The organism is Photorhabdus kleinii, from assembly GCF_025384885.1.
Classification (GTDB): domain Bacteria; phylum Pseudomonadota; class Gammaproteobacteria; order Enterobacterales; family Enterobacteriaceae; genus Photorhabdus; species Photorhabdus kayaii.
Genome location: NZ_JAJAFY010000003.1, coordinates 146,270 through 171,409 on the forward strand (window position 1 = coordinate 146,270; position 25,140 = coordinate 171,409).

6 protein-coding genes are annotated in these 25,140 nt (G+C 44.4%); all 6 read right to left on the minus strand.

Annotated elements, in window-relative coordinates; translation table 11 throughout:
- Positions 1-2: 2 nt before the first annotated feature.
- The 6 genes from LG003_RS03705 to LG003_RS03730 all read right to left on the minus strand — a co-directional run bounded on the left by LG003_RS03705 (position 3) and on the right by LG003_RS03730 (position 25,084).
- Positions 3-9,830: a non-ribosomal peptide synthetase gene (locus tag LG003_RS03705; RefSeq protein ID WP_262980176.1), complete on the minus strand. Its 9,828-nt coding sequence runs from the start codon at positions 9,828-9,830 to the stop codon at positions 3-5.
- Positions 9,827-19,669: a non-ribosomal peptide synthetase gene (locus LG003_RS03710; RefSeq protein ID WP_262980177.1), complete on the minus strand. Its 9,843-nt coding sequence runs from the start codon at positions 19,667-19,669 to the stop codon at positions 9,827-9,829. Before LG003_RS03710 ends, LG003_RS03705 begins: the two co-directional genes overlap by 4 nt.
- A gap of 59 nt (positions 19,670-19,728) precedes the next feature.
- On the minus strand, positions 19,729-20,184 hold the full coding sequence (locus LG003_RS03715) for a GNAT family N-acetyltransferase (RefSeq protein WP_112876702.1): 456 nt from the start codon (positions 20,182-20,184) through the stop codon (positions 19,729-19,731).
- 18 nt (positions 20,185-20,202) lie between these two features.
- Complete coding sequence (locus LG003_RS03720) at positions 20,203-21,051, minus strand: cupin-like domain-containing protein (RefSeq protein ID WP_262980178.1); 849 nt, start codon at positions 21,049-21,051, stop codon at positions 20,203-20,205.
- 16 nt (positions 21,052-21,067) lie between these two features.
- Positions 21,068-22,378 carry a diaminobutyrate--2-oxoglutarate transaminase gene (ectB, locus tag LG003_RS03725; protein ID WP_192880989.1) on the minus strand — a complete coding sequence of 437 codons (1,311 nt, stop codon included), beginning with the start codon at positions 22,376-22,378 and terminating at the stop codon, positions 21,068-21,070.
- An 807-nt stretch (positions 22,379-23,185) separates the two neighbouring features.
- Positions 23,186-25,084: a propionate--CoA ligase gene (locus LG003_RS03730; RefSeq protein ID WP_262980179.1), complete on the minus strand. Its 1,899-nt coding sequence runs from the start codon at positions 25,082-25,084 to the stop codon at positions 23,186-23,188.
- Positions 25,085-25,140: the final 56 nt, after the last annotated feature.

The following is a 25,140-nucleotide window of genomic DNA, read 5'->3' on the forward strand; positions in this document are numbered from 1 at the left end:
AATCACCACTCGGTTACCTCATATTCTTCCACTACAGCTCCAATTGACTTGTTGCGTTGAATAACCATTTCTTTTTCAAGCCAATCACATAACTGTTCTAATCTTGATCTCTCAAACACGATCGCAATCGGTACGCCAACGGAAAATGCCTGTTCAATTCGAGAAATTAGCTTCATAGCTAATAAGGAATGACCACCTAAATCAAAAAAGCTGTCGGCCATGCTTACCCTGTCTTGCTGCAACAACCCCTGCCAAATTTTCGCAACGCTTTGTTCCAGTTCAGTCACTGGCGCGATGTATCTGGCTTTTACAAAGTTTTCTGCTCCAGGTTGTGGAAGGCGGCTGCGATCCACTTTGCCATTGGTATTCAGCGGAAAAGCCGCCATCTGCACATACGCAGATGGCAACATGTAATCAGGTAAGCTAGCCGATAAATAGGTTTTAATTTCGGATAAATCCAATGGGTTAGCCGCGATAAAATAAGCGATAAGCTGCTTATCACCGGCTTCTGTATCAATAGCAATGACTACGGTTCCGGTTATTCCATCGAACTTACTCAATTGGGCTTCGATATCACCGAGTTCAATTCTGAACCCACGGATCTTGACCAGATGGTCGTTGCGGCCAAAGTAGTTGATTTCACCGTTTTGATGAAAGCTGGCTAAGTCCCCGGTTCGATACACTCGTTTCCCAAGAACCCAATCGCAATCAAGATAACGCTCTGCGGTAAGCTGGGGCTGCTGATAATAGCCTCTTGATAAACAGTCCCCAGCCAAATACAGTTCGCCGATGGCGCCCATCGGGACAGGCTGCAAATACTCATCCAAAATATAACCGGCCACGTTAGGCAATGATCGGCCAATCGTCGGCAAATCAGGCCATGAAGCAGGTTCTCCCTGTAATGTCTTAGACGTTACGACATGAGTCTCTGCCGGGCCATAGTGGTTCACTAACGTACAGTGACGATGTGTCGTGAAAAATTGTCTGATGGCCGCCGTGATTTTGAGCCTTTCAGCGCTCGAAACAATCACCCTTAATTCGAGGAACTGTAGCCCATTGACACCGCTATATTCAGCCAAATTCTGCAATACCACATAAGGTAAGTTCAGAACTTGAAGTTGCGCTTGCTGGATTTGCTTCGCGAGCAGCCGGATATCCAACTGAGTCGATTTATCAATAAGCTGTACTGAACCCCCGGACAACAGCGGCATGAATATGTCTTCAAAACTGAGATCAAAACCGATTGATGAGAATTGTAACCAACGGTTCGGCCCCGCAAGCGCGGGTTCAAGCTGGCTAATACCTTGTAATAAATTGCTCAGCGCCCGCTGTGACATTTCAATCGCCTTAGGCTTACCCGTTGAACCTGAGGTATAGAGCACGTAACCGAGGTCATCCAGAGAGGATTCGATAGCCAAATTACTGATTGGCTGTTTGTCCAGTATCTCTGCTGTGCAAGGGTCATCCAATAACACCATTTTCTGGCGTTTTACCGCAATCCTATCATTCAAGGCGCACGTCGTTACTAAGATCTCATCAGACAGATCACTAAGAATGATGTTTAAGCGTTCTGTCGGTAATGAGGTATCCAGTGGCACATAACCGGCGCCCGTTTTTAAGATGGCGATAACAGTGATGACCATCTCGAAGGAGCGTTCAATGAACATCACGACGGGAGTATTCACTTTCGCCCCACGGTTCAGGAGAGACTGCGCGAGTTGATTGGTTCGCTGATTTAACTCACGGTACGTCATGGTCTCGCCATTAAAATTCAACGCAATCTCATCGGGAGTCGCCTCAACTTGGGTTTCGAATCTATCAATCAGAGTTTGTGAGTTGTCATACGGTAATACCGTTTGATTTAACGAATGCAGCAGGAACGCTCGTTCCTCAGCATCAAGGATGTCGAGTGACAGTGCGGCAACCTGTTCCTGACTTTGTAAAGCAGCAACAAGTTGCCTGCTAGCATTGATGAGATACGCCACCAAGCGTTCAGCATCAAATCGACTGTCAATTTGGGCTGCAACAGAAAAATCATCACCAAAATCGTCAATGGATAGGGTAATCGGGTAATTGGTACGTTCTTTTACATTAACTAACTCAATGCCGGTTTTTTGCCAAAGCTGGTTAAGCTCACTTGTCTCGCCACTCACTTCGGAGTGACGGTAATTCAAGATACTGTCGAATAAACGGCTAGAACCGGCCAATTTGCTACACTGTTCAGCAATCGCAGTCGGTACTTGCTCGAATTGTAGCAAGCTAGCCAGTTTCTGTTGCATTTCCTGCATTAACTGATCAACGCTCAACTGACTCAAATCAACACGCAGTGGCAAGGTATTGACGAATAAACCAACGACTCGCTCAACATGATCAACCCCCTGCAAGCGACCAGATAATACAGTACCGAATATGACATCTTTAGTGCCGCTGGTTTTTGCCAGAACCAATGCCCATGCCATGTGAAAAATAAGCGCAGGGCTTATCCGCCATGCAGAAGAAGACCGACGAATCTGTGCGGATAAATCCGCAGGCAAGCCAACTTGGATTTCAGTGAATAAGTTATTGTCAACCATTCCACTTGTGATCCCAAAGGGCGCCGTGATTTCATCAACCCCAGCCAACTGCTCGGTAAAAAACTGCTGCGCCGCTTTCGTGTCGGTTTGGCTGATAGCATTTAGAACAAACTCCCGATAACTCAACGCTGCCGGCAGTGATTTTTCATCACCTGCCAAGATAGCCAGCAACTCTTCTTGAATAATCTCCAATGACACATGATCACTTATCAGGTGATGCTCCTGCACCATAACATAGCGCTGCTTTTGCTGGCGGTCGATAAACCGGGTTACTCTGACCAACGGTGCCTGGGTAACATCCATCCATTGTTGTGATGGTTCCATAAACTGCGCTAACAGCTGCTGGATATCAACATCATCCCTCAAATCGATGTCAACCACCGGCAATGGTGCCTCTTTGTAGATAACCTGCACCGGTTCATCAATGCCTTTCCAAAAAATTCCGGTTCGCAGCGCATCATGTCGCTGTACTATTTTATCCAATGCTCCAATAAAGCTTTCCATCGCGGTGTTTGACGGAAATGAATACAGCATCGGCGTCACATAAAGGTCAGATTGCTCACACATCATGTGATGGAACAAGATCCCTTCCTGTAATGGCGCCAAAGGATAAATGCCAACAATATTTTGCTCACCTCCCGGCGACTGAGATACGATCAAGGCCCGCTCAGTTTCCGACAGGGAAACTCTACTTTCCAGTGCTTCATGGGCTGTCAACAGCGGTGATTGCTGCTCGGTTGCCTGTAGTGGATCGTAAAGTTGTTTTGCCATATCCCGCAATTTCGGGTATTCAAATAAGGCCCGAATATCCAATCGATAACCCTGCTTTTTAAGATGGGATAGCATCTTCATGCTCAACAACGAGTGTCCACCCAACTCAAAGAAGTTGGCAACAGCACTGATTTGCGCCAATCCAAACAGTGTTCGCCAAATTTCAGCTAGCAGTGTCTCCTGTTCAGTGGCCGGCGCGATATATTCAATTTCCCCCTGAGCAACAAAATCTGGTTTAGGCAGTGCTTTACGATCCACTTTACGGTTGGCGGTAAGCGGTATCTCCTCTAGCACCACAAAAGCGGCGGGGACCATATAGCTCGGTAGTTGCTGACTTAATAGGTGCCGGATCTCAGCAATTTTCTTCTGTCCATCAAGGGTAATATATGCTGCCAGATACTTGTGAGCCGATTCATCCTCTCGAGCAATGACAACCGCATCGCGAATGGTAGGCAGGCTACGCAACCTTGTTTCTATCTCCCCTAACTCAATACGGAATCCACGGATCTTAACCTGATGGTCATCACGCCCGTAATATTGAATATCCCCTGCCAATGAGTAACGTCCCAAGTCGCCAGTTCGATAGAGCTTTGGATAGCGGCTTACAAAAGGATTATCAATAAATCGTTCACGGGTTAATTGCTCTTTGTTGATATAGCCCCGCGCAACACCATCACCCGCGACACAAATTTCACCAACAGCACCAAAAGGCACAAGCTGTTGGTTTTTGTCCAACAAGAAGATCGCCGTATTTTGAATTGGGCGCCCAATACTGAGGGTGTCTCCCTGAAAATCGTAGGCAATGCAAGTATTGACCGTGTATTCAGTTGGCCCATAGGCATTGACTAAACGGGGTAAATGCCCTGGCCGCTGATACCATGCAACCACTTTATCCGGCTTAATCTGCTCGCCTCCGACACTGATTTGGCGAATATGCTCAGGGACCAATACCGTCTCTTCACTGACTACTTCGTGCCAGAACGTGGTTGGCAAATTCACCGCGCTGATCTGGTATTCCCGGCATCTTTGCCAGAAAGTGGCGACATCCATCAACCAATCTTCGCCACGTAAGACTAAAGTACTGCCATTACCAAGGGCGCCAAATATCTCTTCGATAGACATATCAAAACTGAGGGCGGCAAATTGCAGTACCCGATCCTGCTTTGAATAAAGATAGGCATCCGCAAGCCCCACCACCAGATTCATCAATGCCTGATGTTCAATCATCACACCTTTCGGCATGCCCGTAGAACCTGAGGTATAGAGAACATAGGCCAAGTGGGTAGAACACAAACCTAATTCAGTGGCGGGAATATTATCGGTTGAGAGCCCGGCAAACGAGGTTGTCGTCACATCAATGCTAAATGGACTATTTTCAGGCAATAACTTGCTGTTATGGCTATTGGTTATTACCATCAAAGGCTGTGCATCATCAATAATATAAGCAAGCCTTTCTTGCGGATACGCAGGATCAAGAGGCAAATAGGCACTACCCGATTTCAAGATGGCCAGTACCGATACAATCATGTCAATACTTCGTTCAATACATATCGCAATCATTGAATCCGGTTTGGCACCCTGAACAACCAAATAATGTGCCAACTGATTAGCTCTGGCATTAAGCTGTGCATAAGTCAACTGTTGGTCACCAAAGACCAGCGCAATGGCATCCGGCGTTTGCTCTGCAAACGCTTCTATCCGCTCATGGATACATTGGCTACGGTCATACTCCACTGCTGTCTGGTTCAAACGATGCAGCAGGTAATCCTGTTCTTCCGGTGGCAACAGATCCAAATTGCCAAGCTTTTCGGATGGAGAAGCCACTATGCTCATCAACAAGGTCGTAAAACGTACCACCAGCCGCTTTATTGTCTCCTCTGCAAACAAATCCGTGTTGTACTCGAAATTAAAAGTCAGACCTTCCTCTGTTTGGCTAGCATCCAGTGTCAATTCATACATTGCATTGCGGGTCTGCTCCGGCCTCGGACACAAACTGACCTCTTCCAATTGCAGCGCCACACTGTCATTCGTATTCATAGAAAACATGATTTGGAACAACGGTGAATAACTGGTGCTACGTTCCGGCTGCAACCGTTCCACTAATAACTCAAACGGGACATTTTGATGCCGCTGGGCAGACAGGTTTACCTCCCGGACCGATCTCAGGTAATCGATAAACGATCGCTCCAGCTCACACTCGCTGCGCAATACTAGCGTATTTATAAAACAGCCTATCAACGGCGTTAATGATGTCTGCAAACGGTTAGCTATCGGGGTTCCCACCACAATATCTCGTTGCCCGCTGTGACGACCGAGCAGTACCGTAAACGCCGCATGCAACACCATAAAAAGAGTGCACCCTTGTGTCAGCGCCAGTTGCTGCAACCCTTTGCTAACCTCATTGTCCAGACTAAATTCATAACTGCGGCCATGACTGGTTTGGTTGGCTGGTCGCACGTAATCCAGAGGCACCCCGTGTACCGGGGGTAAATCCGATAACTGTTGCTGCCAATATTCTAACCCTGCCGCTAACTGAGATGCTCCTTCTGCACTGTGTTGCCAGACCGCATAATCGGCATACTGAATCTCCAGCGCCGGTAACGGGTTAGTTCGGCCTTGACGATAATCCCGGTACAAACTCGTAAATTCCTTAACCAATACCCCCATTGACCAGCCATCAGAAGCGATATGATGCATGTTAAATAACAGCACACCTTGCTCTATCGAGGTGCTGATGTAGTGACAACGCACCATCACATCCTGTGCCAAATCAAATCGGTAGGTCATTTCATGCTGAATGGCCTGTTCAATCCGCGCTTCTTGCTCAGCTTTGCCTATATCACTGATATCCGATTGAGCTATCCCAAACGACCACTCCGGCTTGATAATCTGCCAGGTTCCATTTTCATCGCTGTGGTAAACAGTACGCAGCACTTCGTGCCGATCTATGATGGTTTGCAGAGCCTGATTCGCGGCCGCCAGTTCAAATTGACCGCTTACCGTATAGGTTGACACCATGTTGTAGGCGGTGCTATCACCGCCAAACTGCTCAATAAACCAGATCCGTTGTTGAGCATAAGATTGCGGTAATAAATTTGTCTTGCGTTCAATAATAGGAATCGTCTGATAACGCTTATCCGACGCTGCATAAGGCACTCTTTCTGCCAGTAAAGCCACCGTTGCAGCCTCAAAGATATCTCTTACCTGTAAATGGCATTGACACTGCTCATTAATCTTTGTGATCACCTTAGTCGCAATTAATGAGTGGCCTCCAGCCATAAAAAAGTTGTCATCCCGGCCTATTTGCTCAATACCGAGCATTTCGCACCAAATAGCTGCCAGTGCTTCTTCTGTCTCGCCGATAGGTGGCGTACTGGCTTTAATAGCGATATCACTGTCTTGCGGTGCCGGAAGCGCTTTGCGATCAATCTTGTTATTTAACGTAAGCGGCAATGTTTCGAGCTGAATAATTGCCCTAGGCAACATATAGGCCGGCAATTTCTGTTCAAGATGTTGACGTAGCGCATCAATATCAATTTGTTGCTCGGCGACCACATAACCCGCGAGATACTGTTGTGTTTGCTGATCGTTTAGCGCAACCACAACAGAACGAGTTATTTGTGGAAACAGGTTGATAACCTGTTCAATTTCGCCAAGTTCAATTCGGTGGCCCCGTAATTTCACTTGGTAATCATTTCTGCCCAAATACACAAGTGAACCTTCTGTCGTGTAACGGGCAAGATCACCCGTTTTATAAACCCTGGCGGTTAAACCGTCAGAAAATGTCAAGTTAATGAATCTCTCAGCAGTCAGATCTTCACGTTTGAAATAACCTTCAGCAAGCCCATCACCGCCAATGTATAGCTCTCCCTCCGCCCCAAAAGGCACCGGTTTTAACTGTTCATCAAGTAAATAAATTGTGGTGTTGTTTAACGGTAATCCGATAGTAACAAGTTGCTGTTCAAGCCGTTGTGCGTCCAGTTTCGCAATGGTTGACCAAACCGTGGTTTCTGTCGGCCCGTACATATTCCAGAGCGCGTTGCCTTTGCTCAATAATGCCGTTGCTGTCGCTAATGGCAAAGCCTCGCCACCACTGATCATTTTTAACGACGAGCGCCCCTGCCAGCCTGATTCAAGCAACATATTCCAAGTCGTTGGCGTGGCTTGTAACAGCGAAATGTCATGTTGTTCGAGTAGCGCAATCAGCCTGGCGGGATCAGTCACATCCTGCTGCGCCGCCACTACACAAGCGGCACCAGACAACCAAGGCAGATAGAGCTCTAACACGGCAATATCAAAAGAAATAGTCGTGATGGCTAAAATATTGTCCTGTGCCACACACTGCAAGTTATCTTGCATTGAGATCAAGAAGTTATTAACCGCAGAGTGGCTGACCATCACACCTTTGGGCTTGCCCGTAGAACCCGAGGTGTAAATCACGTAGGCCAGAGCAGATGCTGCTAAACCGATCGACTGTTTAGGAATATTTGTGGTGGGTGATTGGCTAAGATCAAGGTGATCCAGTAAGCAGGTGAGTTCCGCAAAACCGACTAATCGTGATGCACATTCGCGGTTGCTTATAATACATTGTGGCGCCGCATCGCGGAGCATATACCGCACTCTGTCGGCAGGAAAGCTGGGATCAACCGGAACATACGCAGCGCCTGCTTTCATCACTGCCAATAATGCGGTAACCATGTCGATGCCTCTGTGCAACAACACAGCAACTCGTCCACCCGTTGAAACGCCCTGAGCTCTTAATTGATGCGCTAACTGATTAGCGCGGACATTGAGTTGAGCATAAGTCAACTGTTGGTCGCCAAAGATCAGCGCAATGGCATCCGGCGTTCGTTCAGCAAATGCTTCTATCCGCTCATGAATGCATTGGCTACGGTCATACTCTACTGCGGTCTGGTTCAAATTGTGCAGCAGATAATCCTGCTCTTCCGACGGCAACAGCGCCAAATCGCCAAGCTTTTCGGTCGGAGAGGCCACTATGCCCATCAGCAAAGTCGTAAAACGCGCCGCCAGCCGCTTTATTGTCTCCTCTGCAAACAAATTCATGTTGTACTCGAAACTAAAAGTCAGACCTTCCTCTGTTTGCTGGGCCTCGAACGTCAATTCATACATCACATTGCGGATCTGTTCCGGCCGCGGCTGCAAACTTACCCCTTCCAGTTGCAATTCCACACGGTCATTCGTATTCATAGAAAACATGATTTGGAATAACGGTGAATAACTGGTGCTGCGTTCCGGCTGCAATCTCTCCACTAATAATTCAAATGGGACATTTTGATGCCGCTGGGCAGTCAGGTTTATCTCCCGGACCGAGCCTAGGTAATCGATGAATGATTGTTCGAGATCACACTCGCTGCGCAACACCAGCGTATTCATAAAGCAGCCTATCAACGGCGTTAATGATATCTGCAAACGGTTAGCTACCGGGGTTCCCACCACAATATCCCGTTGCCCGCTGTGACGACCGAGCAGTACCGTAAACGCCGCATGCAATACCATAAAAAGCGTGCAACCCTGCGCCAGCGCCAGTTGCTGCAACCCTCGGCTAACTGCGTTGTTCAGGCTAAATTCATAACTGCCGCCATGACTGGTTTGATTGGTTGGTCGCGCGTAATCCAGAGGCATCCCGTGTACTGGGGGTAAATCCGACAACTGTTGCTGCCAATATGCTAACCCTGCCGCTAACTGAGCTTCTCTCTCCGGGCTGCGCTGCCAGACCGCATAATCGGCATACTGAATCTCCAGCGCCGGTAACGGGTTAGCCCGACCTTGGCGATAAGCCTGATACAAGCTCACAAACTCTTTAACCAATATCCCCATCGACCAACCATCGGAAGCAATATGATGCATGTTAAATAACAGCACGCCCTGCTTCATCGAAGTGCTGATATAGCGACAACGCACCATCACATCCTGAGCCAAATCAAATCGGTAGGTCATTTCATCCTGAATGGCCTGCTCAACCCACGCCTCTTGCCCGGCTTCGCCTATATCATGGATATCTGATTGGGCTATCTCGAATGACCACTCCGGCTTGATAACCTGCCAGGTTCCATTTTCATCGCTGTGGTAAACAGTACGCAGCACTTCGTGTCGATCTATGATGGTTTGCAAGGCCAGATTCGCCGCCGCCAATTCAAATTCACCGCTTACCGTATAGGCTGACACCATGTTGTAGGCGGTACTCCCACCGCCAAACTGCTCGATAAACCAGATCCGTTGCTGTGAAGAACTTAGAGGCAACTCTTGGGTTCGAAAAGCCGGTTCAATCACCATTTCATTGCCAGGGATATCCATTCTGCCTTTATCGAGAAAATCAATCAGCTCAACTTTGTGTGCTTTAATCCTGGCTTTTAGTTCATCGGGGAAATCAGCCCCCTTTAGCTTAAACCCTAACTTACCCTCTTTACTGAATAGCAATACACCCTGCTCATAAGCGTCTTTAACTAATTTAAACATGTCCATCATAACCACCCCTCTTCACCTGCCGTTTCAAGCTCATTTTGGATTTGTCCTTGTAATTGCTGGTTGCAGATTAATTCTGCAAGCTCATGCAAGAGAGGTGTCTGGAAAACCTGCATAGCACCAAGTTCAATGACAAATGCAGCATTGATTTCCGTGACTAATTTGATTGCCAATAATGAGTGACCACCTAGTTCAAAAAAGTTATCGTTACGCGATATTTGTTTGACATTCAGTACCCTTTGCCAAATTGCCGCCAAAGAGATTTCCGTTTCACCAACCGGTTCAATAAAATTATCGCTTTTATCATGCTCTGTATTGGGTTCAGGCAGCCTCTTACGGTCAATCTTGCCATTAGGCGTCAACGGCCATTCTTCAACCACCACCATGACTGACGGTATCATGTAGTCTGGCAAGGACTTGGCTAATGCAGGTTTGATACCCTGAATAAACTGAGCTTGAGCCTGCTGCCATTCCTCTGCACGCTCCCTCTCATTCGTCAGCTTATCCGATACCTGTTTGATATAGGCAACCAGTTGTTTGTCGCCTGTCAAAGTTGTCTTGACCAGCACCAGAGACGAATTCACTCCGGCCTGCTGATTGAGTTGATATTCAATCTCACCCAACTCTATTCTGAAACCACGGATTTTCACCTGATCATCAATACGACCAACGAACTCCAAATTACCGTCTGACAGGTAGCGCACCAAATCACCGGTTCTATACAAACGCTCACTACTATTGATATTGGCCAGATCATGCAATGGGTTGGCAACGAAGCGTTCCTTCGTGAGTTCAGGACGATTGAGATAACCACGGGCTAAGCCCGCGCCGCCGATATAAAGCTCCCCCGTAGAGCCGTAAGGCACAAGTTGCTGCTCTTTATCCAAAATATAAGCCTGACTATTGCTAATAATCCTGCCAATAGCCGGTGTGGTGTGCACGGGAGAATCCAATTTCGCCCAAGTAGAATATGTCGTATCCTCTGACGGCCCATATAAGTTATAAACTGTTACACCTTGATTTTTCTTATATATTGCATTGACCAAATTTGCAGATAACGCCTCGCCGGCCAAATTAATAACCCTAGTCCCCCTCGGTATCGCATTTTGTTCAACCAGAGAGTTCATTGCCGAAGGTACTGTATTTATCAGAGTCACCTTGCGGTCAATGCCTTGATGTAGAACCAGAATGTCCTCAACAATACACGCCCGTGTACCCGAAACTAAAGGTAAAAATAGTTCAAATATTGATAAATCAAAGTTCAGAGACGTTGACATGAGAACACAAGCAATGTCCTCCTTGGTATATTGCGAACGAGCCCAACTGAGCATGGCAATGGTATTACTATGCTCAATCATCACCCCTTTAGGTTTACCCGTTGATCCTGAGGTGTAAATTACATAGGCCAGATGACCGGCAGTCAACGCCAATGAATGCTTATCCAGATTAGTAGTAGGATAGTGGCGGTATGCTGTGCTGATTTGACTACTCGCACTGCCAAGATTATCTAATATCACCCGATAACCGTTGAAGTCTGGCAGTACCTGCTCCAAGTGCGACTGGATAAGCACTACCTCAAGCTGTGCATCTTCCAACATGTAACCCAGACGTTCTTGAGGATATCTTGGGTCCAGCGGCACATAAGCTCCCCCCGCCTTGAGGATCGCCAAAATGCCAATTACCATCTCCAGTGAACGCGCCACGCATAAACCTACTAGCGTATCCGGTTCAATAGCGTGGTGTTCCAACAGATAGTGCGCCAACTGGTTGGATTTTTCATTGAGCTGCCTGTAAGTCAATTGGCGATCACCGCACTCCAGCGCAATGTTATCGGGGTTTTCTTCGGCCTGTTGTTCAAACAGCTCATGGATACATTGGTTCTTTGGATATTCTACATAAGTATCATTGAGAGTATGCCGCAGGTACTCGATCTCCACATTTGACAGCATCGGCAAACTGGCAAGCGAAACCCGTGTATCGTCATCAGCCTTCGTCGCTTCGGCCAGCCCTATCAGTAAACGTGACAGGTGATCATTGAGCTGCTCAATATGTTCATGACTGAACAAGCTGGTGTCATAGACCCAGTACAAATGCAATCTATGCTCACTAATACTCAAGTCAATATTGAGATCAAACTTGGTTTGGATATGGTTCGGAGCTATTGAATTCAGCTTCATCCCCGGCAGGCTGAAGGTCACCTCGCCAACGTCACTAGTCAGTCCATAATCTGTATCGGTCGTCAACATGATTTGGAACAATGGCGTATATGCTGTACTCCTTGTTACTTGTAACTGTTCAACCAGTTGTTCAAACGGCACGTCTTGATTGGCCTGAGCATCCAGATGTACCTGTTTGACATGAGAAAGGTAATCACTAAGCATCGCGTGCCTAGTATCCACTCGTAATATCAAGGTGTTGACAAAGAAGCCAATAAGCGTTTCCAGCTCTGCCTGCAAACGGTTCGCCACCGGCGTACCTATCACAATGTCATGGCTGTTGCTGTGACGAGATAGTAATAATGCCAATGCAGCATGGAACAGCATGAACGGAGTCAGTTGATGTTGTTTGGCCAAACTGACAAGTGCTTGCGTCGTCTCCTCCGGCAATGAGCCTGTCACCACGGCACCTTGATGTTGTCTTACCTTAGGCCTCGGTCTATCCAGCGGTAAACCGTGTACTGGTGATATCTCATCCAACTGCCGCTTCCAATAGCTGATCTGCGACGCTAAATACTCACTTTGCAACCTGTCACGTTGCCAAACTGCAAAATCAGCATATTGAATATCAAGTTCCTTTATTTCGACATTATTCCCATTGCGTAAAGCATCATAATAAGCAATAAACTCATGGGTAAGAATATCTTCAGACCAGCCGTCAGACGCAATATGATGAGCATTAAATAGCAATACGCCATTATTGACTTGACGTTGAATAAAGGTAGCTCGAATCATTAAATCGCGGCTTAGATCAAAAATTTGTTTAGCGTCTTTTTCCATTAATTCAGCTACATGCTGACTTTGTTGCTCCTTAGGCATACAGGTTAAATCAATATAATTAAGCGTCAGGTTTCTCCCAAATAAAATTTTCTGGAACGGTTTGCCATCTTTCTTAATGTAGACCGTACGTAATATTTCATGACGCTCGATGATTTGATTAAGTGCGAGTTCAGCTACGCCAACATCAAATTCGCCCTCAACAGCAAATGCAATCGGCATATTGTATTCCGCACTACTTTGATCAATTTGGCTAAGAATCCACAAGCGTTCTTGCGCAAATGACAGAGGCAGTAACTCACCGGTTCGTGGCTGTTTGGAAATCGAATCCACTGTCGTCACCGCCCGCTGTTCAAGCATAACCGCAAGCTCGGCAAGCGTTGGATGATCAAAAATAGCTTTAACGGCAATTTCCCGTCCAAGTTCTGCACGTATTTTTGAAATGACCCGAATAACCAATAAAGAGTGGCCGCCGAGGTAGAAAAAGTTGTCGTTTCGACCAACCCGGTTAACATTGAGTACTGATTGCCAAATACCGGCTAATGCTCGCTCGATCTTGTTGGCAGGTTCAACCCACTCAACGTGATGATTGACTAAACAAGGCTTCGGCAATGCATGACGATTAATTTTATCCGCCGCATTCAATGGCATCTTATCCAGAATTTCGTAGTAGCCGGGGATCATATAATCCGGTAAGTGATGACTTAATCCCTGCTTAATGTTGTTAATAATCTGCTCGATCTGAGCAACATTTGCAGTTAATACTAGATAAGCGACCAAGCAATTCTCACCCGCTCTGTCTTTATGAACGAGTACCACTGCTTCCGCCACTTGGGGTAACTTCACCAAAGCCGACTCAATTTCCCCCAGTTCAACACGAAAACCACGAACTTTTACCTGATTATCAATCCGCCCAACGAGTTCCAGATTGCCTTTAGCGTCCCAATAACCTAAATCGCCGGTGCGATAAAGCCGGGCCCCATGCCCGTTCATGGTGTGGAAGGGATTATCTTTAAAACTTTCTGCCGTTTTTTCAGGTTTATTCCAATAACCTTTGCCCACACCAACACCGGACACACATAATTCGCCAATAACATTAGTCGGCAGAATTTGCATATGTTGATCCAGAACATACATGGTCAGGTTTGGCAACGGCTTGCCTATAGGAATATTTTTAACCCGCTCTTCTAGTGGTTTGTCAATAATAAAATAGGTAATATCGTCCGATGCTTCGCTAGGCCCGTAACCATTCATCACCGGAATCTCAGGGTAATATTGCAACCAGCGATTAACCAAAGGCACAGGACAAGGTTCAGCAATAATCATTAACCATTTCAGATCCGGCAATGGCGTTGCTGCCTCACCCTGACTAAGCAAGTGTTCTAATAATATTTTCAACACGGACGGCGCGGTTTGAATCAGATGAATATGTTCGTCTTGCAACACACGAACATATTCAGGCAAATCCATCGCATCAGGCAGGATGATTGTTTTGCCGCCACTTAACAAAGGCGCCAGAAATTGCCACACAGATACATCGGAAGAAGAAGCTGCACTTTGTAGAAAGTTACGTGGTAACAGTTGGTTATGACGCCCCATAAAACCGAGAACATCAAATTCGGCATCAATATGATTCAAAGCCCCGGCATGGTGCACCAACGCACCTTTAGGTTTGCCAGTAGAACCGGAAGTATAAATCATATAAGCCAGATCATCAGGATAACACTTAACCTCTGGGTGAGTATTTGGGTAATGATCCAATGAAGGCCAGTCCACATCCAACCGAAAACGTTTCTGATTATTGAAAGTTAACCCATTTAAATGGCTTTGAGTTAAAACCACATTAACCCCAGAGTCAGCCAACATATACGACAAACGCTCAGGTGGATTAGTCGGGTCCAAAGGAACGTAAGCAGCGCCAGCTTTCATAATGCCAAGTATGGCAATGACAAACTCAATGGAACGTTCGGCATAGATAGCAACAATATGATTGCGTACCGCTCCTTGTTCTATCAAGTAGTGAGCCAGTTGATTAGCGCGCTGATTAAGTTCAGCATAAGTGATGCGATGTGTATCACATACAGCAGCAATGGCCGCAGGTGTTTTTGCTACCTGATGTTCAAAGCGTTGATGAATCGCCACTGTTTTATCATAAGCAACTACAGGGCTATTGAATTCGTTAATAATCCGCTGTTGTTCGCTGATAGGCGTTATAGATAATGTCAGTAATGGTGTTTGCGGAGCTTGACCAAACGCATGAATAATAGCCTCCAATGCTGTTCTCATATAAGTCAGAACATTATCCGCCCCGACTTGTGATTCAACATGAACTTGCATTATGAAATCATTATCGAGTTGCTCAACGCCCATTTCTAACGGATAGTTGGTGTACTCTTTAGTGCCTATCATTTCAAAATGATGGCTTTGGTTGGCAACAGCTAATTCACTTTTATGACTGAAATTCAACAAACTGGTAAACAAGGGCGTACCGCCAGGCAAAGCACTGTAACGTAATGCCTCGGAAAGCGGAAAATGCTCATAGTCGGCTAATTCAATTAGCTCATCATGAATCTGCCTTAATGCTTCGCTTACCGACAAATCCGCCAAATTGATGCGTATAGGCAACAAATTGATCAACATGCCCAGAATACGATCACTACCATGAATAGCTTGCTGTCGTCCTGACATCATGGAGCCAAAAACAATATCGGATTTACCGCTGCATTTGGCAACCACCAACGCCCAAGCCAAATAAAAAATATTCGCAGCGCTGATGCAGTGTTGAATAGACAGGCCAATAATCTGTTGCGCTAAACGCGGACCGACCCATTCTCTGGCAGTCTCTATTTTCAATCCGTCGTTATAAACATCTAATAACCCGAAAGGCGCGGTGGTTTCAGTAACATCAGACAGTTTAGCTTTAAAGTAATCAACACCGCTATTGGATTGATTAGCGCTTAACGAATAAGCAACAAACTCACGATATTGAACCGGGGTAGGCAATAATACATTTGGATCTTCAAGCAAAGCGTGCATTTCTGCAATTTGCAATAAGACAGAAATATGATCACTTAATAAATGATGTTGCTTTAATAGTAGAAAACACGCATCGGTCTTCGTATCTTTGGCCGCAATCGCTTGCATCATAGGCGCACGATCCAGCTTCATATGGTGGTGTTCAATAGCAGATAATTCCGCCAACGTTTCCAATGCTGAGAAACCTGGAGCAACAGCTTGCCATTGTAAAGGAACAGCAGCGGTTCGATGAACAACCTGAACTGGCGTGGTTAAATCATGCCAATGAATAGAGGTGCGGAAAATATCATGACGTGCCACTATCTTATCAAGCGTATGTAGAAATGCTGTCAGCTTTTGCTCATGAGTAAACTTTATCAGAATGGGAATGATATAAGTATCATGCTGTTCATTCATTCGATGGTGAAAGAAAATACCTTCCTGCAACGGTGATAATGGGTAAATATCTTGTATGTTACTGGCGCCGCCCTCAACTTGTTGGCAAATAACCGCGATCTCTTTTTCATTCAAAATCACCATATCCAACATATCAGACGTGATATGTTCAACATGCTCTGCAAGCTTGTTAACCGCCACCTCTTGGTGGGTTAACGTTTCCTCATCCTTACGGACACAAGATAAATGTAATGCCAGTTCCGCCAACGTGTTAGTTCGGTAAATCGCGCGCATAGGCAGTTCATAACCACGTTGAGCCAACTCTGCTCGCATTGACATAATTAATAAAGAGTGACCGCCCAAGGCAAAAAAGTTGTCATGGCGACTGACTTTCTTTAAAACTAATAACGACTGCCACAGTTGTGCTAATACCCGCTCAGCTTCGCCTTCAGGGGCAACAAATTCCTGCTGACTATAATCTTGTTTTTGTGGTAGCGGCAATTGCTTAAAGTCTAATTTGCCGTTTTGTGTCAGGGGTAATTTTTCTAACTGCACAACGGCAACAGGCAACATGTAATCAGCCAATTTGTTCTTCATCGCCAGACGAATGGCATTAATATTGATGGTTCCTTCAGCAACAACGTAAGCAATTAATTGCAGTCGATCATCAGAGCCAAGCTGTCGAGGATAGACAACCGCTTCATGAATGCCGGGATAATCCATTAATTGATTGCTGATTTCTTCCGGCTCAATACGAAAACCGTTTATTTTTACTTGGTTATCATTGCGCCCAATAAATTCTAAATTACCATCGGGTAACTGACGTACGATATCTCCCGTGCGGTAAAGTCGCCCCGAACCAAAAGGATTAACCACAAAATACTTCACGCTATCTTGTTCACGGTTAAGATAGCCACGTGTTACACCTGTTCCACCAATATATAATTCCCCCTGAAACCCTAATGGGACACTTTTTAAGTTCGTATCTAATATATAAAGCTGGGTGCCATAATTAGCTTTACCAATGGGGATCATCGCCGTGACATCAGCCAAGGATGTCATGCAGTAAGCAGACGCGGTTACGGTTGTTTCGGTCGGGCCGTATGTGTTGATAAGTTCGATAGCGGGACCACGCTCGAACCATTCGCGAGCACTAACGGATTTAACCATTTCGCCGCCTAAGATCACTAAACGTAGTGAAGAATCAATAGGTTGACGACTGTAATTCACCAGTTGATGCCAAAAAGCGGTAGGTAAACTGGTCACCGAAATTTCATGGTGTCGGCAAAATGCCCAAAATGCATCAAAATCGTAGTGAATATCATCAGCTCGTAACACCAGAGTGCCGCCGTTGCATAAGGAGCCGAAACATTCTTCCACGGAAATATCGAAGCTGACCGAAGAAAACTGCAAAAACTTATCATGTTCAGTCAGTCTATAAAACTCTGTAATGTGTGCAACAAAATGACTCAACTGTTTATGTTCAACCATCACCCCTTTGGGCTGCCCCGTTGTGCCGGAGGTATAAATCACATAAGCCAGATGTTCCAACTGTAAACCAATATTGCTTGCAAATATGTCTGCCACAGAACGCAAAGCCAAATGTTCGTTAAGCTGAGCATCATCCAGCAATAGTGTTGTGATCTCGCATGCTGCGAATCGATACGCAATGGAAGACACTGTTATGCAAACAACAGGTTCAGCATCGGTCAGCATAAACTGCAAACGACCATCGGGATAATCAGGGTCCATAGGGACATAAGCAGCTCCGGCTTTCAGCGTCGCCAACATCGCCACGACCATCTCGCTCGAACGCGGCAAGCAAATAGCAACACGGCTATCAGGCCGAACCCCCTGCTCAATTAAATAGTTAGCTAACTGATTGGCTTTATCGTTCAATGCGGCGTAAGACATTTGTCGTTCGCCATCCACGATAGCAATGGCATCAGGATGCCGTTTTGCATATTGCTCAATTTGCTCATGCACTAATGTGATGGTCGGACAGACAGGTTTTTCTCCTGGCACAGCCGATTGACTAAGATGCCATAACGCCTGTTCAACGTCTTTACTCACCAGATCAAGTGAAGTTAATAACGCTTCAGGCTGTGCAATCATTTGTTCAACCAAAGTCATAATGCTTTGCAACAAATGTTCAGCCTGATGTGACGAGAAATAATCATGACGATAATCTAGTTGAAGCTGAGTGCTTTGCTTGTCACCGTAATCACATAATATAACGGTGAGAGGAATATCTTCACGTCCATGGCTAAGGTAATGAGTCTCCGTATCCAAGCCACTAGCACTAAAATCAAAATCAATCTGTTGATAGTTAAAAACAATATCAAAAAGACGTTCACGACCTTGAGCACGTAAAGACAAATCCTTATATAAGGCACTCGAAGGATAAGAGCGATAACGATAGCCACTTTTTATAGTACGTGCTGTCATTACCACTGATTCAGCCACCGACATCTGCTCATTTTGCACGCACATTACCGGTAGCATCGATATAAACGAACCAACCATATTGCGTTGAGCTGATGTAGTACGATTATGTAAAGGCGTCCCGATAAGGACCCCATCACTTTGGTTGATACGGTTTACCAGAGAAGCAATAGCTGTAATAAAAAGTGGCGATATGGGTAAATTGCACTGACTCGCCTTCGTTAAAAATGACTGATATCTATCAGGTTTGATAAAGTGTACAAGCCTGCTGTTTTTTCTTGAATCAGCAGTTCCAAAGCCTTCTTTCCTACATTGGAAAGGCACATCCGGCAAGTGGTGGAGCAACTCTTTCCAGTATTTAGCTGCTTTGGCGAGTTGCTGACTATAATTCTCAGGTAACGGTTGTGCCGCAAGATCGAGAAACCGTACTCCCGTGTTTTCTTTAGGCGTATTTCCCAGTTCCAATTGCTGGTAGGCGTCGAAAATACTTCGAAACCAGTTAGCATAACCGACACCATCAATGATGATGTGGTGAGAAATAAAGTATAGCCAGAAACGATTTGCAGCCAACTGAATTAAGCCGACTCGATAAAGCACATCCTGTGATAATCTAAATGGCTCAGAGAATATCCGTTCAACAATAGCCAAAGCTTTATATTCCGCCTCTTCTTCACCCGAAAGATCTAAATGAGACAACTCAAAGTGATGGTCTTGAACAATATGAGCAAACTCAACTGTACCTTTTAGCGTATCCGAATCAACATGATGCGGCATTGAGTACTTATCAACTATTGAGCATCGAAGTACAGCGTGTTCTTGGATAGTGTGTTTTATGGCGCATTCGAGATTCTTTATATTAATAGATTGTTTAATCTCAACATAACCGCCTATATTGAACGCTGAGGTATCCTCTCTATTTATATGATCAAGATAAATTTCCTTTTGCTGTTGATTTAGTGGAATAACAAGCTGTTCAACTTTATCTAGAAACATACTATAATCCCTTTGAAAGATGTTATTTTTAGTTTTTATTATTTACAAGCTCATTAAAGTCATCTCCTAACAATAATTTCAGCCAGCATTTCCTCATATTCATCATAATAGCCCACTTCCACAAAACCAAAACGTTGATAAAATGATTTATGGCGTTCGCTAGTTTCGTCATAACAGACAGTAATCCTGTGACAATCAGGCTGCTGTTTCATTTCATCCAGTAATAACTGCATCGCCGCTCCGCCAATACCTTGGTTTTGGTAAGACTTATCAATCATCATTCGATACAGATTATATTCGTTGGGTTTGCCTTCATTAACGCAGCGTTCATACATTGCAAAACCCACCACCTCCTCGTCGTAGCAGATCACTCTTGCTCTGCAATATTCATTAAAATGTGATTCGACAATTGACTCTGAATTTGGTGCGACGAAAACTTCCTGTCCAGGTTCAACTTCAAGAGACATTACATCCTCATAGTTGTCTTTATCGACATCAATCAAAGATACTTTCATAATTAACCTACTCGCTTTCTAAGAAATATAATTAAGATACGGACGGTACTTCTCGAAAAAATTTTCGCGCTTCATTAATCCCAAAAGTCCACATAAACTTAGCCAATTGTAATACAAATTTTCACTCGGCATTTTTTCTTTAATGCTCTTAAAACTGACAAGGGCCGAAGATCGAGTATGAAAATCGATATTAAAAGAAATGCTATCAGTCAACGTTCTTACATGATGAAGCATACCCGCTGGCATGATTAATATATCGCCTTGATGCACCTCAATCGTGGATTTGTTTATCTCACCCACATGCTGAATTTCAGGATTATACTCAAACCAGCGCCACCCTCGACGAGAACAGGCATCTCTTTCTTCCCAAGGAATAAAAGAGAATCTTTTACTTCCCTTTATCTGAAAAAATAGATTGTTCGTTCTTAATGTATCAAAATGCAGTGGCGTTATAGCGCCGGCTGGAGACATAAAAAATTGAACAAATTTCCACCATTCATTGCGATAAAGCTCTGGCAAAATAGTTAGAGGAAAATCACCAACATCATCAAGTAACTGCTGAGCTTGTAAAAAGATAGGAATGTCATGACAATAGGGAATATCGTTACCCATCTCCCCTTTTTTATATGCATTCAGAATTTCTAAATAACGATACATTTTGGTTTGCTCAGAACGCACGCCATTTGCATCAAAAAATTTGATCACAACGTCAATTTGAGGACATTTATCTTGAAAGTATTTAGCATCCCATTGTCTTATCGCAAGCCAGTCTTGCAATAATCCTCGGTAAACAATTACGTATCCCCGAGCAAGTGTCTGATGAAATTCAAGCTGATTAAACTTAGTAAGTTCTACTACACGGCTCATAATTCTACACTCCTAGCTAATAATTGCTGCTAACCGGTAACCTTTGAACTTTACTTTCGACGTTATCACTGTTCCTCGCTTTTAAACTGGCGAGAGCCTGTTCTATAATCTTCAATCCTTTTACAAGTGTCTCTTCATCAATAGTCAAAGCAGGCATCAATTTCAACACTTCATCATTGGGGCCGCACAACTCCACAATCAAACCATTTTCAAAACAATGCTTCACCAAATACTGTGTTAATGAGGAATCAATCATTTCTATACCTTGCATGAATCCAATCCCTTTAACTCGCAGTACAAGTTCATGATACTCTTTAGCTAAAGCGTTCAAGTGCGTTCGAATTAATTCAGCCTTATACTGAATTATTTTCTGAAAAGAACTGTCGCCCCAATATTCATTTAACATCGCTTTTGAAGCAACAAATGCTAAGTTATTACCTCGAAATGTGCCGTTGTCTTCTGCCGGTTTCCACACATCGATATCGGGAGAAATAAGCAGTAAAGACATAGGCAGCCCAATACCGCCAATAGATTTAGAAAGACAAACGAGATCAGGTTTAATATTTGCGCGCTCAAAACTAAAGAATGTTCCGGTACGACCACAGCCAGATTGAATGTCATCAACGATTAGTAGAATGTTGAACTCTTCGGTCAATTCTCTCAACGCTCTCAACCATTCAACAGAAGCAACATTTAATCCGCCTTCTCCTTGTACAGTCTCAAGAATTACCGCTGCGGGAAGATCAACCCCTGAACTAGAATCGGTAAGTAGCTTTCTAAAATATCCTATATAATTAAATTCTCCATCGATATAACCATCAAATGGTAAGCGCGTAATCTGAGAATATAACCCAGGTTGGCGATGATGTTGACTACCTGTTAAACTGAGCGACACCCCTGTCATACCGTGAAAGGCGTTGGTAAAACAAACAATATTTTCTCTTTTTGTATACTTTCTTGCTAATTTTACCGCAGATTCAATGACGCTCGTACCCGTAGGGCTGGTAAATTGTAAACGATATTCAAGCTGTCTTGGTTGCAAAATTTTATCAACAAATGTCGATATAAACTCCATTTTTGCTTCCGAGTACAAATCAAGCCCCATAATAATACCATCATCTTGAATATACTTAAAAATTTGTTGTTTTATGATTGTATTATTATGTCCATAGTTCAGTGCGCCAGCGCCACATAAAAAATCAATGTAACTGTTACCATCTATATCGATTAAGGTAGAACCTATACCACTTCTAAATACTACGGGAAATCTACGGCAATATGAACGAGCTTTAGACTCATAATTATTAAATATTTCTTCTATTTCCATAATAACTCCACAGTAATTCAGATAAAAGCCAAATTGATTTAAGTCGGAGTAATCTGTTTATATTGAGACAATCATAAAATAATAACTAAAAAAGTTATTTCTGTTGTAACTTTCTCATTATAATCTTTAGCTTAAAACCTATCAAAGTAATCGGGTATTTTCCTATTTTTCGACCATACATACAGCCCTAAATCCTCTACCGATAAATACAGGTTTGAAGCGCATTTCATCATATCACTATTTTATTCCCTAATCTATTTTTCTAAAAAATAGCCATCTCTGCTATCTGTAATTGTTGCCTGTAATTATTTCCTGTAATTGCTATCTATAATTGTTGCCTTTTATAATAGGTATGGATAGACTTGTATTCACATAATGGTTTTGCAAACATAGAACTCCGCATATTTCTAATATCTTTTTTATTCCATAATGCCATTTTTAAATCTACCGCGGTTATAACCCCATTCAAATTATAGCCAATTAGCTTCGTGCTACTTAATTCTCTACTTCGATATATGTTGGAAAATAATAGCCAGCCAACTTATGCGAAGGCAAAAGTAAAACACATCTTGAAATAATTTTTTATATTTAAAGTACAAAGGGAACATTAACATAGGCTGAACATTAACACAAACAAAACACTAATAAAAGCCAAACACTAATCAAAAAAAAACGAATATATTAGAAAGAAACCCTCGGAGTTAATTACAAGAGTTATAGTTGTGCTCAACAAACGAAATCATCAGATATTCAAATGCCACTTTCCTCTTTAGAAAATCAACAAGGAAAAATAAAAGTGCCGCAATATCATGACAAGCTATTTACTGAAACAGCTTCTCGAATGACATCCAGTGCAGTAGGATTTTCAATTAGGGCAAGATCACCGGGTTCACGCCCTTCACAGATTGCCTGCATGGTTCGACGCAACATTTTTCCTGAACGTGTTTTGGGAAGCTGAGAGACAAAATAGACTCGTGCCGGGCGGCCTACGCTACCAATTTGTTTATTTACCAAATCCATCAAAACCTTTTCCAAAATAGCAAAATGCTCGGCATTCTGGATCTCCTTTCCATCTTTGAGAACAGCAAAGGCTACCGCGACTTGCCCTTTGATAGCATCCTTAATGCCAATCACAGCTACTTCGGCAACATCTTCATGGCTGGCAATACACTCTTCTATCTCCCGCGTTCCCAGACGGTGCCCAGCAACATTAATCACATCATCCGAACGCCCCAAAATAAAATAATAGCCGTCGCTATCACGGATACCCCAATCGAATGTGGAATAAACAGCATGCTCAAAGTATCGCCAATAGGTATTGATAAAACGTGTATCATCACCATAGATAGTTTGAATACAACCCGGAGGTAAAGGTCCTTCAATAACGAGCATACCTTTTTCGTTATCACCACACGCTTTGCCAGTCAGTTCATTAATGAGCTTGACATGAAAGCCATACATCGGAAAGCCTGGACTGCCAAATCGACTCGGCCTGTCATCCAAGGCACGAGCGATAGCCATAATCGGCCAACCTGTTTCAGTCTGCCAGTAATTATCAATAACAGGGACGTTGATAGCCTCAGAAATCCAGCGGGCAGTATGCTCATCTAGCGGTTCTCCCGCCAAATACAATGTTTTAAGTGATGAAATATCGTATTTACCAATACATTCAATTGGATATTTTTTCAGTACACGTATAGCTGTAGGTGCAGAAAACATCCGTGTTACTTGATATTTCTCCACTATTTTCCACCAAATGCCCGCATCTGGCCGTATCGGCAGCCCCTCATACATAATCGTCGCCATTCCTGCAATTAAAGGAGCATAAACAATATAAGAATGCCCGACGATCCAACCAATATCTGAGGTGCTAAAAAATACCTCTCCCGCTTTACCACCAAAAATGATATCCATAGATGTTGCCAAGGCAACGGCATAACCGCCAACATCACGCTGCACGCCCTTTGGGGTGCCCGTTGTACCGGAAGTATAGAGCACACAGGAGGTTTCATTTGATTCAAGCCAGGTCACTGGCACATCAGCATCAAAGTGTTCTTGCCGCAATGTAGCGAAATCAACATCTCTGCCCGGCATCCAAACCATTTCCGCCAGCCCGCGGTTAACCATCAACACATGACGGGGTTTGTGGTTCGCCAGTTCGATAGCTTCATCCAACAATGGCTTGTAAGGAATGACTTTGCCACCACGCGATCCCCCATCAGCAGATACCACCAACACCGGTTCAGCATTATCCAACCGTGTGGCAAGGCTCTGAGAAGCAAAACCACCAAAGACAACAGAGTGAACGGCACCAATACGGGCACAAGCGAGCAAAACAAACAACGCTTCAGCAATCATCGGCATATAAACCAAAACTCTGTCGCCTTTTTTAACGCCCAGAGAGAGCATCATGGCAGCCGCTCGATTCACTTCCTGATGTAATTCCCTGAAAGTAAATACTTTCTCACTATGAGTTTCTGTTGAGATGGTGATGAGCGCCTTAGCATCAGGCTGGCTTTCCAGCCAGCGATCCAACGCGTTGTAGCATAGGTTGGTTTTTCCCCCGCAAAACCAACCAGCAAAAGGAGGATTGCTATAGTCCAGCACTTGCTCAAAAGGATGTTGCCAGAAAATACGTTGCGCCTGCTCAGCCCAGAAAGCGTTGGGATCATCAATGGACTGCTGATAAAAAGCGTTGAATGACATAATCTCTCCTATGTGCTGCCGTAGATGATAGAGCGGCACTTTGGGAGAGCGGCCGC

Excerpts from the sequence above, each read along its gene's own strand:
- LG003_RS03705 (WP_262980176.1), bottom strand. The coding sequence starts at position 9,830 with ATGATGGACATGTTTAAATTAGTTAAAGACGCTTATGAGCAGGGTGTA.
- LG003_RS03720 (WP_262980178.1), bottom strand. The coding sequence starts at position 21,051 with ATGAGCCGTGTAGTAGAACTTACTAAGTTTAATCAGCTTGAATTTCAT.
- LG003_RS03715 (WP_112876702.1), bottom strand. The coding sequence starts at position 20,184 with ATGAAAGTATCTTTGATTGATGTCGATAAAGACAACTATGAGGATGTA.
- LG003_RS03730 (WP_262980179.1), bottom strand. The coding sequence starts at position 25,084 with ATGTCATTCAACGCTTTTTATCAGCAGTCCATTGATGATCCCAACGCT.
- LG003_RS03710 (WP_262980177.1), bottom strand. The coding sequence starts at position 19,669 with ATGTTTCTAGATAAAGTTGAACAGCTTGTTATTCCACTAAATCAACAG.
- ectB (WP_192880989.1), bottom strand. The coding sequence starts at position 22,378 with ATGGAAATAGAAGAAATATTTAATAATTATGAGTCTAAAGCTCGTTCA.